At 61.2% G+C, this 13322-nt stretch carries 13 protein-coding genes; 6 read left to right on the top strand and 7 right to left on the bottom strand.

The window, feature by feature from the left end; all coding sequences use genetic code 11:
* Positions 1 to 2: 2 nt before the first annotated feature.
* On the bottom strand, positions 3 to 533 hold the full coding sequence (locus SGN16_RS16280) for an iron transporter (RefSeq protein ID WP_210639051.1): 531 nt from the start codon (positions 531 to 533) through the stop codon (positions 3 to 5).
* A gap of 201 nt (positions 534 to 734) precedes the next feature.
* On the opposite strand from SGN16_RS16280, the gene SGN16_RS16275 reads away from it, so the two are divergent.
* Positions 735 to 962, top strand: a complete 228-nt coding sequence (locus SGN16_RS16275) for a DUF3079 domain-containing protein (RefSeq protein WP_210639050.1) — start codon at positions 735 to 737, stop codon at positions 960 to 962.
* Between the two features lie 54 nt (positions 963 to 1016).
* Here SGN16_RS16275 and SGN16_RS16270 read toward each other — a convergent pair whose 3' ends face one another.
* The 3 genes from SGN16_RS16270 to SGN16_RS16260 all read right to left on the bottom strand — a co-directional run bounded on the left by SGN16_RS16270 (position 1017) and on the right by SGN16_RS16260 (position 6787).
* Entirely contained in the window at positions 1017 to 2756 is a 1740-nt protein-coding gene (locus SGN16_RS16270; RefSeq protein WP_335945180.1) for a dipeptidase, read from the bottom strand.
* Positions 2757 to 3099: 343 nt separating this feature from the next.
* Entirely contained in the window at positions 3100 to 5100 is a 2001-nt protein-coding gene (locus tag SGN16_RS16265; protein ID WP_210639048.1) for a U32 family peptidase, read from the bottom strand.
* Between the two features lie 118 nt (positions 5101 to 5218).
* A complete protein-coding gene (locus SGN16_RS16260; RefSeq protein ID WP_335945181.1) occupies positions 5219 to 6787 on the bottom strand; it encodes a sensor domain-containing diguanylate cyclase in 1569 nt (522 codons plus the stop codon).
* A 277-nt stretch (positions 6788 to 7064) separates the two neighbouring features.
* Here SGN16_RS16260 and SGN16_RS16255 point away from each other — a divergent pair, with 277 nt between their 5' ends.
* A complete protein-coding gene (locus SGN16_RS16255; protein ID WP_335945182.1) occupies positions 7065 to 7523 on the top strand; it encodes a metallophosphoesterase family protein in 459 nt (152 codons plus the stop codon).
* A gap of 9 nt (positions 7524 to 7532) precedes the next feature.
* Here the strand turns inward: SGN16_RS16255 and SGN16_RS16250 are convergent, their stop codons facing one another.
* The 3 genes from SGN16_RS16250 to SGN16_RS16240 are packed head-to-tail and all read right to left on the bottom strand — an operon-like array spanning position 7533 to position 10592.
* The gene (locus SGN16_RS16250) at positions 7533 to 8435 is read right to left on the bottom strand and encodes a sugar phosphate isomerase/epimerase (protein WP_335945183.1); all 903 of its coding nucleotides are present in this window, start codon (positions 8433 to 8435) and stop codon (positions 7533 to 7535) included.
* Positions 8436 to 8478: 43 nt separating this feature from the next.
* Positions 8479 to 9648: a Gfo/Idh/MocA family oxidoreductase gene (locus tag SGN16_RS16245; RefSeq protein ID WP_335945184.1), complete on the bottom strand. Its 1170-nt coding sequence runs from the start codon at positions 9646 to 9648 to the stop codon at positions 8479 to 8481.
* Between the two features lie 20 nt (positions 9649 to 9668).
* Positions 9669 to 10592 (bottom strand): TIM barrel protein, encoded by a 924-nt coding sequence (locus SGN16_RS16240; RefSeq protein ID WP_335945185.1) that lies wholly within the window; start codon positions 10590 to 10592, stop codon positions 9669 to 9671.
* A 127-nt stretch (positions 10593 to 10719) separates the two neighbouring features.
* On the opposite strand from SGN16_RS16240, the gene SGN16_RS16235 reads away from it, so the two are divergent.
* From SGN16_RS16235 to SGN16_RS16220, 4 genes are all read left to right on the top strand, one after another.
* On the top strand, positions 10720 to 11775 hold the full coding sequence (locus SGN16_RS16235; protein WP_335945186.1) for a LacI family DNA-binding transcriptional regulator: 1056 nt from the start codon (positions 10720 to 10722) through the stop codon (positions 11773 to 11775).
* A gap of 190 nt (positions 11776 to 11965) precedes the next feature.
* Entirely contained in the window at positions 11966 to 12481 is a 516-nt protein-coding gene (locus tag SGN16_RS16230; protein ID WP_335945187.1) for a chalcone isomerase family protein, read from the top strand.
* Positions 12478 to 13017: a DUF3833 domain-containing protein gene (locus SGN16_RS16225; RefSeq protein ID WP_335945188.1), complete on the top strand. Its 540-nt coding sequence runs from the start codon at positions 12478 to 12480 to the stop codon at positions 13015 to 13017. Before SGN16_RS16230 ends, SGN16_RS16225 begins: the two co-directional genes overlap by 4 nt.
* Complete coding sequence (locus SGN16_RS16220; RefSeq protein ID WP_135845175.1) at positions 13014 to 13319, top strand: DUF6482 family protein; 306 nt, start codon at positions 13014 to 13016, stop codon at positions 13317 to 13319. The genes SGN16_RS16225 and SGN16_RS16220 overlap by 4 nt, the downstream gene beginning before the upstream one ends.
* The last annotated feature ends 3 nt before the right edge of the window (positions 13320 to 13322 follow it).

Here is a 13322-nt window from a genome sequence, read left to right as displayed (position 1 = left end):
GCTCAGTACCCGCCTTTTTTACCGATCCCGGCGTAGACGAATTCGTAATGCAGTTCGCAGCGTTCGAACCAGGGCGCCACGCCGGTTTCCTTGTCGGTATGCCGGCCAAGGGAGCCATGGCCGCCGGGTGGCAGGACAGTGAAGGTCAGTTGATATTTGCCAGGGCCGAGCAACTTCACGTTGTCGCCATAGTGCGGCCCGTCGTTGGCGACCATGGCGTGGAAGTCACCCTTGAGCTCGGTGTCGTTGCCTTGCTTCTTCAGTTGGAACGACACATTGAGGTAGGGCACGAAACTGCCTTCCTGGAAGCCCTGTTTGTTGTCCGCCGTGGCGCGGATGTCGGCTTCCAGGTGGACATCGGAATCGGCCGTGGCCCGCATCATTCCGGCCGGGGCCATTTCAATCGGCTGCAAATACACCGCACCGACCTCCAGCCCGGGGCACATCTGCGGTTCGCCGATGGGGTATTCCTTGGCCTGGGCCAGGGGGGAGAGAAACAGAAGGGCGATAGAGAGAGGGGCAAGGGTACGCATGCTGACTTCCTGGACGACTAAGGGATGGCCGAGTCTAGGAGGCTTCGCTGCGAATAATAATGATTCTTGTCAATTTTCAGCGTTAATTTACGCTCGCCAGCAGCAGTTCACTCAGGCTCGGCGGTTCTTGATCAGAATCAAGGGCCACTGCGCCTCTACGAGGTAGGGTACGGCTACACCCACCGGTTATACGGGGTCGTCATGGCAAAGCCTTTTCCCATCAGTCCCAAACATCCCGAGCGCATTTGCTGGGGCTGTGATCGTTACTGTGCGACCAGTGCGCTGGCCTGTGGTAACGGGGCCGACCGAACGATGCACCCGGCCGAGATGATCGGCGAGGACTGGTACCTGCATGGTGATTGGGGGCTGGAGCTGGTGGACATTACGGCCAAGGTCATCGACCCAAGCGCAACCCACCTGAAGGAATGAAATAAACCTGTGGCGAGGGAGCAAACTCCCTCGCCACAATGGATCACACTTGTCTTAGAGCTTCGGCAACTGCCCGATCCGTCCCATCATCTCGGTCACGATCTGCAGGTCCAGCAGGAACTGCTCGACCGTCTTGAACTCGTTGTCGTTGTGACCGGTGTACTTGACGTCAGGCATGGCCAGGCCGAACTGCACGCCGTTGGGCAAGTCATGAACCGAAGTGGCGCCGGCGGAGGTGCCGTACTTGTGTTCCATGCCCAGGTTCTCGGTGGACACGGCCAGCAGCGCCTTGACCCATTCGCCTTCAGGGTTGCGGTACATCGGTTCATCGATGGAATAATCGAAGGCTACGGCGACGTGGGACTTCTTGCTCCAGGCGGCGAGCTTATCGGCGATTTCAGTCTTGAGCGCTTCGGTGGACTTGCCGACCGGTACCCGCAGGTTGACCGCCAGCTTGAAAGCCTTGTCATCCATGCCGACATAGGTCAGGGACGCCGTTAGCGGCCCCATGAAGGCGTCGGAAAAACCAATGCCCAGTTTGTTACCCAGGTAGTCCAGGCCCCAGTTGTCGGCGGCATAGCGGGCGGCATCGGTGATGTGGTTGTGCTTGAGCGCGACCTTGCCGCCCAGGCCGTTGATGAAGTCCAGCATCCTCGCCACCGGGTTGACGCCTGACTCGGGTTCGGAGGAGTGCGCCGATACACCGGTGAAGGTCAGCTTGACCTCCTTGCCGACGACCTGGCTGGACACCTCGAAGTTGCCGCCATTGCGTTTGGCATAGTCGCTACCGGCCTTGAGCAGGTTGGCGGCCAGTTCGGCCGGCTTGTCGCTGGCAAAGGTGGCTACCGAGGTCGACGGAATCTGGTTGGTGGCCAGGCCACCGGTCAGCGCAGTGATCTCAGCGCCCTTGCCCTGTGCATTGCGCCGGGCGAAGTTCGCCATGACCGTGCCGTAGCCTTTTTCGGCAATCACGACCGGATAACCACCATCCAGCGCCAGGTTGTAGTTGGGCGTTGGGTTGTGTTCGAAGTAATAGGGGATCGCGTCGCCAGTGGTTTCCTCGGTGGTGTCGACCAGCAGCTTGAAATTGCGCGCCAGCGGCAGCTTCTCTTCCTTGATGACCTTCATGGCATAGAGCGCCACCACGATGCCGTTCTTATCGTCCTCGGTGCCGCGGCCATACATGCGGTCGCCCACCAGGGTGACCTTGAACGGATCGAGCCGGGTGCCGTCCTTGAGCACCCAGTTTTCCGGCGTCACCGGCACCACGTCGGCATGGGCGTGAATGCCCACGACTTCGTCGCCGCTGCCTTCGAGGGAAATCTCATAGACGCGGTTGTCGATGTTGCGGAAGTTCAGGTTGAAAGATTCGGCCAGGCTTTTGATCTTGTCGGCGATCTTGAGGAACTCCGGGTTCTCGTGCTGGGCAACGCCGTCCTTGCGAAAGGTCGGGATCGCTACCAGCTCTTTCAACGTCTCGGTGGCTGCGTTGCCGTACTTCACCCGGGCATAGAGACCCAGCAGGCGATGGATTTCGTTCTGCTGTTCAGCCGAAAGCGGCTTGTTGTCGAGGAAGGCGCTGATAGCTGGGGCGAGGTTGGCTGTCTTGGCCACGTCGTTCTTGGCCACGCTTGCCAGGAACTGCCGGAAATCCGTGACTGAGGTGTCAGAGAAGGTTTTGACAATGGCCGCGCTCTGTTGCGCGCTGATATTGGCAAATGCCGGGGTGGTGATTGATGCGAGGCTGGACAGGAGCAGGGTGGTCACGGCCAGGTGCTTGAGGGAGAAGTCCATTGCTGGGGGCATTCCTTTGCAGGCAGTTGAGAGAGAAGTGTCTGATTTGATGACACAAACCCTTACAACCTAACATTGCGAAGAAGCGCTGGGGGAGTCCCGAGGAAAAATCTGTCGCACAGCGAGGCAAAAACGGCGCAGAAATGAAAAATTTATTCCAGCCACCCAAAACCCAATGTGGGAGCGAGCTTGCTCGCGATAGCGGTGGGTCAGTTTGCATCAATACTGATCCTGGTGACGCCATCGCGAGCTCGCTCCCACAGGGGATTTGCGCTGGATACAAATTCTGCAGTTACCCAAAGGCCAATGTGGGAGCAAGACTGCTCCCACAGGTTGGCGTTGCTCAATGCGGCGCGCGAGGAATCGTCTTGAGCAGGTCTTCAGGGCTGATGTAGCCGACCACTGGCTGCGCGGTGCTGCCCGGTAGTGGCAGGTCAAGGATGTGGCCCTTGATCTTGCCCACCACATGCATCTCGCAGGGTTTGCAGTCGAACTTCAGCGTCAGTACTTCATCACCGTGGATCAGTTGCATTGGCGCGACCTTGGTGCGCACGCCGGTGACGCCCTTGGCCTGCTTGGGGCAGAGGTTGAACGAGAAGCGCAGGCAGTGCTTGGTGATCATCACCGGCACTTCCCCGGTTTCTTCGTGGGCCTCGAACGCGGCGTCGATCAACTTCACGCCGTGACGGTGATAGAAGTCCCGGGCCTTCTGATTGTAGACGTTGGCGAGGAACGACAGGTGCGACTCCGGGTACACCGGTGGCGGACTGGTCTCGGCCTTGCGGCCACCACGCGGGTGGGCCTCGATGCGGGCGGCGGTCAAGGCCTCGATGACTTCGCGACGCAATGCCTTGAGCTGCGAGTTGGGAATGAAGTACGCCTGGGGCGCATCCAGCCTGGTCGAGGTGGCGTGGTATTCGGTCGTGCCCAATTGCCCGAGCAGGTCGTGCAACTGCTCCAGCGCTTGCTCCGGCTTGTTGGCCAGGCCGAACGGTCCATCCAGGGCCACGCTGGCGCTGATGCCTTCCTCGCTGGTGGCGGTCAGTTCCAAGCGTTCTTCGCGCAGGCGCGCCACCCAGGACAGACCCACGCGGCGCTCGGAGGAGGTCTTGAGCAGCGCCTGCTGCCAGTTGTGGTCCAGGTTGCGGCTCAGCGGATGGTTGGGGCGCAATTGGTACATACCTGCGGGCATCTCGTTGGGCTCGACGCGGTAGCGGTAACGCTTCTGGCCGTCCTCTTCGAATTCGCCCTTGGGCTCGGCGATGTTGGCCCGGAACCCCAGCACTTCGCGCTTGACCAGCACATTGAGGCCGTCGCCGTTGGACAGCGGGTCGAAGGTCACCACTTGCAGGTCGCGCTTGCCGACTTTCTCCACCACGCCCACCGGCACGCCGGTAAAGGTCGGGGAGTCGAAGGCGCCGATGTCGATCTTGCGCTCGCTGACGAAATAGTCGGTGCTACCGCGATGGAACGTCTTGTCCGGATCTGGCACGAAGAAGTGTGCGGTGCGGCCGCTGGAAGCGCGGGCCAGGTCCGGACGGTCTTCGAGGACGTCGTCCAGGCGCTGGCGGTAATAGGCGGTGATGTTCTTCACATAGCCCATGTCCTTGTAGCGCCCTTCGATCTTGAACGAACGCACGCCGGCTTCCACCAGGGCACGGATGTTGGCGCTCTGGTTGTTGTCCTTCATCGACAACAGGTGTTTTTCGTAGGCGACCACCCGGCCCTGGTCATCCTTGAGGGTGTAGGGCAGGCGACAGGCCTGGGAGCAGTCGCCACGGTTGGCGCTGCGACCGTTCTGGGCGTGGGAAATGTTGCACTGGCCGGAAAAGGCCACGCACAGCGCGCCATGGATAAAGAATTCGATGGCCGCCTCGGTCTCGTCGGCGATGGCGCGGATTTCCTGCAGGTTCAACTCGCGGGCCAGCACCAGTTGCGAGAAACCGGCCTGGTCGAGGAACTTCGCCCGTGCCAGGGTACGGATGTCGGTCTGGGTACTGGCGTGCAGCTCGATGGGCGGGATATCCAGCTCCATTACCCCAAGGTCCTGGACGATCAACGCATCGACACCGGCATCGTACAGTTGGTGGATCAGCTGACGGGCCGGCTCCAGCTCATTGTCGTGCAGGATGGTATTGATCGTGGTGAACACACGGGCGTGGTAGCGATGGGCGAACTCCACCAATCGGGCAATATCACCCACCTCGTTGCAGGCGTTATGACGCGCGCCGAAACTCGGGCCACCGATGTACACGGCGTCGGCGCCATGCAGGATGGCTTCGCGGGCGATGGTTACGTCGCGGGCGGGGCTGAGCAGTTCCAGATGATGTTTGGGCAAGGACATGTATTTTTTATCAGGCTGGTCACGGACGAAGCGACCATTGTAGCCGCCAGGCACCTGGTCGGCACCTGTGGACTTGGGTTCGTGTGATGTGGACCGATGCGCGGTTGTCCCGCTGGCGTCATCCCTGGGACGCACCGGCGCTGCACCAGCGATTTCGCCCAGTGTTTTTCGCCAGGTACAAAAAAGCGTCGGCAGCCTTTATCAGCATGGCCGGGGTCATGTCCTCGCTGCCCGGCTCGCTGGTGGTGATGCCCGCGCTGGCGGTAACGATGCCCAATGGGTGGTCGACGTGTTCGATGTTCAGCGCCCGGATGGATTGCAGGATCTCTTGGGCGATCTTGGTCGCACCTGTACTGTCGGTGTGGGGAAGCAACACGGTGAACTCTTCGCCGCCGTACCTGACGGCCAGGTCACCCGGTCGCTTGATGGTCTTCTGGATCGCACCGGCAATCGCGCGCAGGCAGTCGTCCCCGGCGGCGTGGCCATACTTGTCGTTGAAGCGTTTGAAGTAATCGACATCGAGCATGATCAACGCCAGGGAAGAACCCTGGCGCTTGGCCAGGCGAATCTCATCAGCCAATGTAATGTCCAGGCGCCTGCGGTTGCCCAGCCCGGTCAGGCTGTCGGTCAACGCCATGTCCCGCATGGCCTGGTGTGCGCTGCGGATCTGTTTTTCCATGGTCATCCGGTAGCGCAACTGGCTCAACACGATGAGCCCGAAGCCAACGAGTATCACGATCAGGAAAATCAGCACGAAGCTGGTCTTGAGCAGGTCGCGACGCCAGGGGGCGATGATGGATTCCCGGGATAGACCGGCCTCTACCACCAATGGGTAGGTGGTCAGGGCCCTGTAGCCGTACAGCCGCTCGGTGTCGTCTATGACAGCCTTGGCCTCTGCGACACCCTGGTTCGAAGTGGGCAGATAGCTTTTGAAGATCACACTATTGAGTAGACTTTTGCCGACCACCGAGGCGACGAAGGGCCGGCGTACCAGAATGGTCCCGCTTCGCGTGGCCAGGACCAGCGCACCCTTGTCGTCGATCTTGAAGTCGCCGTAGTAGTCCACGAAGTAGCTGACCTTGACCGTGCCAAGCAACACGCCGGCGAACGAGCCGTCAGGATTGTTCAGGCGTCGGGAGATGGGGATGATCAGGTCGTTGGTGGATCGACTCCTGATCACCTCGCCGATACGCACGCCTCGATCGGCGTGAGTGCGGTGGTACTGGAAGTAATCGCGGTCGGCGTTGTTGGCCGGTTCCGGGGTCACTTCCTTGTCCGTCACGATCCACTGGCCGTCCGGGCCGTAGATAAACAGCCCGTGCAGTTGCGGCATGATGGCGGACTGTTGTACCAGCAGCTTATGGATGCGCGGGATGTCCATGTTCGGGAGACCGTCGCCTTCTACCCGCTCACTGAGCGCGGCAGTCACCACATCCACTTGCCGGATGGTGTCTTCGGCGTGCTGCGCCGTGGCCCGCGCCAGATTCGTCACGGAGTCGCGCGCGGACGAAAACGCGGCACGATAATCGCGCCAGGTCCGCCAGCCTTCAACGGCCAGGAAGGCGATAACCACCACCAGCATGAAGCTTACGGTAAGCCGCAATGCCGCTCCGGTCCGTGCAGCCTCGGGGGAAAAGGCCTCATCAGGGTTGGCAATCCTTGGCTCTGGGCGTTTGCGTCCGAGCATCAATATTTCCTTCTACGACGGGTCTGCGCACGATTGAGGCGGAGCCTATCTTATTCGATTTCAGCACGTTAGCTAGCTGCGACGCGGCCGGCATGTGCGGTGACACGCGTGGGTAGATATCAGGCGTTAAAGTAAGGACACAAACGCTCGCGGTTAGTGCCTAATAGCTGTCGGTCAAGCCATGCTGCTTTCCAGGGTTTGCCTGAGTCATTGTGGCGCGCAAGCTTGCTCCCGTTGGGCTGCACGGTAGCCGCTGTTTTCTGCGAGGGGACCGCTCATGAAGGTTGGCGTCATTTCCGATACCCACGGTCTGCTCCGTCCGCAAGCGCTGGCAGCGTTGGAGGGATGTGATCGGATCATCCATGCCGGTGACATCGGCAGCCACGGGATCCTGGATCAACTGGCATCCATCGCACCATTGCACGTGGTGCGTGGCAATAACGACTTGGGGGCCGATTGGGCTGGGCAGCTTGCCGACCGCCTGCAATTCGAGCTCTGCGGGTGGATGGTTTTGCTGGTGCATGACATCGCTGATGTGCCGGCGGTGCTCGAACCGGGAGTGAAACTGGTGATCACCGGCCACTCCCACAAGCCAGGCATCGAGTGGCGCGGCGAACGTTTGTACCTCAACCCCGGCAGCGCCGGCCGGCGGCGGTTCAAGCTACCGGTGACGCTGGCCTTGCTCGAGGTGAGCGCAAGCGCGATAGAGCCGCGGATCGTTCAATTACTGGAGTGACGAACGCGTCTACCTGAAGTACTTATCGACGTAGGCCTGGATTTCCTTGCGCATGAAGCGCCCGGATTCATCCGCCCGTTCTTCCCAGCCGAACACGCAGGCGGTGACGATGCCGTCAAAGCCAGTCTTGGCCAGTTCGCTGAAGAACAGGTCCCAGTCGATCTCGCCCTGGTGCATGTCCATGTGCTGGTGGACGGTGACTTTGGCACCTGGTGGGTTGACGATGTAGCGCAGGCCGGAGGAGGCCTTGTGGTTGTAGGTATCGGCGATGTGGACATGGGCGATCATCGACCCGGCCTCGGCGATCATGGCCTTCATGTCATCGCCGAAATAGAAGGTGTGCGGCGTGCAGTAAAGAAACTTGACGTTGTCCGAACCGATGGTCTTGAGCATGTCCAGGGCCGGGTGCAGGGTTTCGCACCAGTCTTCCGGGTGCGGTTCGACGTTCAGCGTGACGCCCTCGCTTTCCAGGATCGGCACCAGTTCCTCCATCGAGCGCCACCAGGCCGCTTCGCTGGACTCATGGCTGTGTAGCCCCCCGCAGCAGCTGACTTTGTGCCCGCGATCCGGTGAAGGCCCGCGACCGAACTCCGAATTCATGGTCGTGCAGCCCATCTCCACGGCGATCTGGATGGCTTCTTTCCAGTAATTCACCGCCGCCCGGCGTTCGTCTTCATGGGGGCTGGCCCAGCGGTACATTGGCAGCAGCGAGGCCAGTTGCAGGTTATGGTCGCGCAGGGCTTTCTTGAATTGGGCGATGCGTTCCTTGTGGGCGCGGGGGCGCACCCACCACGGCAGGAAGTCTTCCCGTGGCGACAGCTCCAGGTACTCGTAGCCAAGCTCGGCGGTCTTACGGCACAGATCCGGCAGGCTCAGGTGGCGGTGCATGTACGGGTCGAGGGCGATTTTCATTGTTGTTCTCCTTCAAGTAATGCTCATTACCGTGGCGAGGGGGTCAATACGCGACCCAGGCTGAATCCTGGTTGGCTGATTCCACACAGCGTTCGACCCAGCGCACGCCGTCGACGCCGGCGTTGATGTCGGGGTAGCGCAGGGCGGCCAGTGCCTCGCTGTCGCCACGGTCGGATGCGTCCATGGCCAGGGCAAAGCGGCGATAGAGATTGGACCAGGCTTCGAACAGCCCTTCGGGATGGCCGCCGCCGATACGGTCGTCCTGCAGCGCGTCGGGGTGCAGGTAGCCCATGCCGCGCTCCAGGACCTGCGCCGGTTGGCCCTGGATTTCGAAACTCAGTTGGTTGGGCCGTTCGTCCCACCACTCAAGGCTGGCCCGGGAGCCGATCACGCGGATCTTCTGCCCGTGCATGGACCCGGCATTCACCGCGCTGGACCAGACCATGCCCATGGCGCCGCCTTCGTACTCCATCAAGGTGTAGGCGTTGTCCTCCAACGGGGCGCGGCTGGCGACGAAGCTTTGCCGACTGCACATCAGCCGTTTGATCTTGAGGTCGGGCAGCATCACTTTCGCCAGGTACAACGGGTGGGTGCCGACATCCCCCAGCACGTAGCTGGGCCCGGCCTGGCGCGGGTCGACGCGCCACTGGGTGGCCTGGTTCTGCGCCTCGACCGGTGCACTATGGAAACCATGGGCGAATTGCATATGCACCATACGCACGTCCCCCAGTTCTCCCGCCGCGATCATCGCCCGGGCCTGTTCGACCAACTGGTGTCCGGCGTAGCCGTAGGTCAGGCCAACGATGCGGCCCTTGGTTTGCGCCAGGGTGCGCAGCGCCTCGGCCTGTTCGAGGGTAAAACACAGCGGCTTTTCGCAGACCACATGCAGCCCGGCTTCCAGAGCGGCCCGGGTGATGGCGTAGTGGGTGCCGTTGGGCGTGGCGATCGACACTGCCTCGATCCCATCGGCACGTTGCGCTTCCAGTTCGAACAGGCTCAGGTAGTCCGAATAGCAGCGCGCGGGGTCGATGCCCAATTGCTCGCCAAAGGTCCGGCCGCGTGCAGGGTCGATATCCAGCGCCGCGGCGACCAATTCGAAATTCCGGTCGCGCAGGGCGGCCGAGCGGTGGATGTAGCCGATCTGGCTTTGCTCCCCGCCACCGACCATGGCCCAGCGGATGGGGCGCGTAAGGGTTTTGCTGCCGTTGATCATGGGGTTTGTCCTTGTGCTGATCAGAAACCGATTCGGGCCAGGTAGGCGCGGCTGGCCGCTACGTCGTCCAGGCTGGTCCCGGCGTTGCGCGGGTCACGTTCCTGTTCGACGGTGATGCAGCCCTGGTAACCCAATTCATGCACGAGGCTGTGCAGCGCTGGGTAGTCGATGACACCACGCCCGATGGGGCACATCACGCCTCGGGCGCAGGCGGCAAAGAAACGGATGTGCTCGTTCAGCACCTGGTCGAACACCACCGGGTCGATGTCCTTGAAGTGCAGGTAGTCCAGGCGATGAGCGTAGGTGCGCAGCGAGGCGAGCGGGTCCATGCCCGCGTAATAGAGATGCCCGGTGTCCAGGCACAGCCCGGCGACTTCGTCGGGAATGTCGTCCACCAGGCGCGCCAACTCGTCGGCGAACTCGATGTAGCCGCCGGCGTGGGGATGGATAACGGCGCGGATGCCGTAGGTGTGCCAGGCGAGGTCGGCGATGGCGCGGATGTGCGCCATCATGGTGTTCCAGCGTGCATCGTCCAGGCGTGGCGCGCGGTCCGAGTGGCCGGCGGCGTAGTCGCGCTCCTCGTGGCCCCAGTCGATGATCACCAGGTAGGGGCCGGCATGGCGCTGTCCGGTTTGCTTTTGCGAGGCTGGCAATTGCTTGAGCAGCGTGCAGATGTCATGGGTCTGGCGCAGCAGTTCGGGCAGGTTGGCGGGGGTGACGAGGTCGTCGAAGATCGTCCCGGCGACCACATGCAGATCAAGTTCGGACAAGACGGGACTGACGGTTCCGGCGTCGAGCGGCAGGTAACCGTAGGGGCCCAGCTCGATGCCGCGATAGCCGGCCTCGGCTGCTTCGCCAAGCACGCGGCGCCACGGCGGCAGGAAAGGGTTCTTGACGTCGTCGACGCCCCAGCAGCAAGGCGCGGTGCAAATGTGGATGGTCATGGGGCACTCCGGCTGTGTTTGTTTTTATGTGCTTGGCCTGATGCTATTGGGTTGCCGCAGAGGGGGCCATGGGGTGATGGCTTAATCTGTCAAAACCCCTCATGATGCCCGATAGAGGTGTCAAAACATGTCAGAAAAACCACGTCGTAAACTGCGGCCCACGATGGCCGATGTCGCTCGGGAAGCCGGAGTCAGCCTGTCCACCGTCGACCGGGTGCTGAACCTGCGCGCTGACGTGCGCGCCGACACCGCCCAGCGCATCGCCGCGGCTGCCGCGCGGTTGGGATTTCATGCCAAGGGCATTATCGAACAGCGGGTGCTCAATGACCGCCCGACCTTGCGGCTTGGCTTCCTGTTGCAGAAAAGCGGCGTGCCTTTTTACCAAGGCCTTGCCCACGCGTTGTCGAATGCCGCCGCAACGTGCATGCGAGCGCGGATTCGGGTGGTCATCGGCTATCTGGATGACCTCGACCCGATCACCGTGGCGCAGCGCATCTCGTCCTTGCGCGATCAAGTGGACGGCCTGGGCGTGGTGGCGGTGGACCATCCCAGGGTGCGCGAGGCGGTCGCACAACTGCGCGAGACGGGTGTTTCGGTGGTGGCACTGCTGTCCGAGCTGTCCAGCGCTACCGGCACAGGTTATGTCGGGTTGGACAACCGGCTCACCGGGCGCACGGCAGGCTGGTTCGTCAGCCGCCTCACCGGCCAGCCCGGCCCGGTGGCGGTCATGCTCAGCAGCCAGCGTTTCCAGTGCCAGGAGTTGTGTGAACTGAGCTTTCGCAGTTATCTGGCGGAGCACTCCAGTGAATGGGAACTGCTCGCCTCGCGCCTGACGCTGGAGGACGATGAGTTCGCCTATGGCAACACGTTGGACCTGCTCACGGCAGAACCTGATCTTGTCGGGCTTTATGTGGCTGGAGGTGGCATAGCGGGGGTGTTGCGGGCTTTGCGCGATCTCAAGGACCGACAGCTGCGCTTGCCCATCGTGGTGTGCCATGACCTGACGCCACTGACGCGTGACGCGTTGAAGACGGGGCTGGTCCAGGCGGTGCTGTCGCATCCTGTCGCGGCCATGGCCGAACAAGCGGTTGAAGCACTGGTCGAGGCAGCAACAGCCACGCCGCCAGGCTCGGCGTCAAGGCGGGTGGTGCCACTTCAGATCGATGTGTCGGAAAGCATATAGCTGCACATACGATCCGGTTTATCCATTCTGCGAAATGAGCCTCGTGACCACTAAGTAAGCGGAGTTTTCTTTAAAAGCTGTACAAAATTAACTTCTTGTACAATTATCAAGGCTCCCTTGGTAAACGGGTAGTGCTTTCATGGCCCGGTCGCTCGCGCTCAGGAAAAGCTTGGTCGCCATAGTGGTGTGCATGTCTACGCTTTATTGCACTCAAACTTTGTCGGACTGGCGCGGCGTTTTGCCAGGCACGCGCCTGGTCGGGCAAGCCGATTTCGACTGGTACGGGTTCGACATCTACCAGGCCAGGCTCTGGAGTGCGGCCGCTGTGCCAAGCCTGGAAACGGCGTTTGCCCTGGAACTCAGTTACCGGCGCGCCATCGGTAAAGAGGCTTTGGTCCAAACGAGCCTGAAGGAAATGCAGCGCCTCAACGGGGCGCCCCTGGACGTCAAGCGCCGGGACGAATGGGCCGGTCAAATGCGCCGTGCTTTTATTGATGTGAAGCCTGGAAGCCGTATCACTGGCGTGTATCTACCGGGGCTGGGCTGTCATTTCTATGTGGGTGAAAAGCTGTCTCTTGTGGTCGCAGACCCACTGTTTGCCCGGGCATTTTTTGCTATCTGGCTCGATCCTCGAACTCGAGAACCCATTCTTAGGAATCAATTACTTGGAATCCAGAGTTCAAGTGAGGGGAGAGAGAATCAGTGAAGCATTTTCTGCTGGCATTGCTGCTGATGCTGGGCCTGACCAGTTGCGGGAATGTGAATGTCGAACGTTATGCCGACCAGCAACCACGACTGGATCTGGCGCAGTTTTTCAGCACGCCCGTCAAGGCCTGGGGCATCTATCAAAAGCGTTCGGGTGAAGTGATCAAGCGTTTTGTGGTGGAGATTTCCAGCCGCCACGAGGGTGATCGACTGATCCTGGATGAGCGTTTCCTCTACAGCGACGGCACTCGCCAGCGGCGGGTCTGGACGTTGACGCCTGTTGGGCCAGGGCTTTGGCGCGGTCGTGCGGACGACGTGATCGGCGAGGCGCAGGGAGAGGTGGCTGGCAATGCTCTACGTTGGCGTTATCGGCTGAACCTGCCGGTCGACGGTTCGACCTATGAAGTCACTTTCGATGACTGGATGTACCTGATGGATGAAGACACGCTGATCAACCGTTCCAGCATGAGCAAGCTCGGTGTCGAGCTGGGCCAGGTGACCCTGTTTTTCCGGCGTCAGGCCGGGAGTACGCCATGACCTTGCAGGAGCTGACCGATCTGGCCGTCGACGGTCGGATCCACGAACTTGAGCTCTTGTCGCTGGAAGGCGGTCTTTACGTGTTGCGCGCTCGGCGGGGCAGTGGGTTGTATACGCTGCTCGACGAATCGGGCAAGACGTTGCCGGTGCGCTCTACCACCCATCTTCGTGAACTGCTGCGTTTTGTGCCGCGCCTGCCGTGCGTGCTGGTGCAACAGGTGGTCCATGATGAAATGTGCGGTTTGCGCGAGGGGGTGGTCGAGCCATTGCGCCTGCCACTTTTTCTGGACGAGCCTTGGTAGCTG

It is taken from the genome of Pseudomonas sp. G166 (assembly GCF_037027455.2).
Classification (GTDB): Bacteria; Pseudomonadota; Gammaproteobacteria; order Pseudomonadales; family Pseudomonadaceae; genus Aquipseudomonas.
Note: the sequence above shows the minus strand (reverse complement) of the source record. Positions and strands in the feature narration are given on the sequence as shown.

Coding starts and splice junctions, on each gene's coding strand:
- SGN16_RS16220 (WP_135845175.1), top strand. CDS start 13,014: ATGACCTTGCAGGAGCTGACCGATCTGGCCGTCGACGGTCGGATCCAC.
- SGN16_RS16255 (WP_335945182.1), top strand. CDS start 7,065: ATGAAGGTTGGCGTCATTTCCGATACCCACGGTCTGCTCCGTCCGCAA.
- SGN16_RS16265 (WP_210639048.1), bottom strand. CDS start 5,100: ATGTCCTTGCCCAAACATCATCTGGAACTGCTCAGCCCCGCCCGCGAC.
- SGN16_RS16260 (WP_335945181.1), bottom strand. CDS start 6,787: ATGCTCGGACGCAAACGCCCAGAGCCAAGGATTGCCAACCCTGATGAG.
- SGN16_RS16250 (WP_335945183.1), bottom strand. CDS start 8,435: ATGAAAATCGCCCTCGACCCGTACATGCACCGCCACCTGAGCCTGCCG.
- SGN16_RS16240 (WP_335945185.1), bottom strand. CDS start 10,592: ATGACCATCCACATTTGCACCGCGCCTTGCTGCTGGGGCGTCGACGAC.
- SGN16_RS16275 (WP_210639050.1), top strand. CDS start 735: ATGGCAAAGCCTTTTCCCATCAGTCCCAAACATCCCGAGCGCATTTGC.
- SGN16_RS16245 (WP_335945184.1), bottom strand. CDS start 9,648: ATGATCAACGGCAGCAAAACCCTTACGCGCCCCATCCGCTGGGCCATG.
- SGN16_RS16235 (WP_335945186.1), top strand. CDS start 10,720: ATGTCAGAAAAACCACGTCGTAAACTGCGGCCCACGATGGCCGATGTC.
- SGN16_RS16230 (WP_335945187.1), top strand. CDS start 11,966: ATGTCTACGCTTTATTGCACTCAAACTTTGTCGGACTGGCGCGGCGTT.
- SGN16_RS16270 (WP_335945180.1), bottom strand. CDS start 2,756: ATGGACTTCTCCCTCAAGCACCTGGCCGTGACCACCCTGCTCCTGTCC.
- SGN16_RS16280 (WP_210639051.1), bottom strand. CDS start 533: ATGCGTACCCTTGCCCCTCTCTCTATCGCCCTTCTGTTTCTCTCCCCC.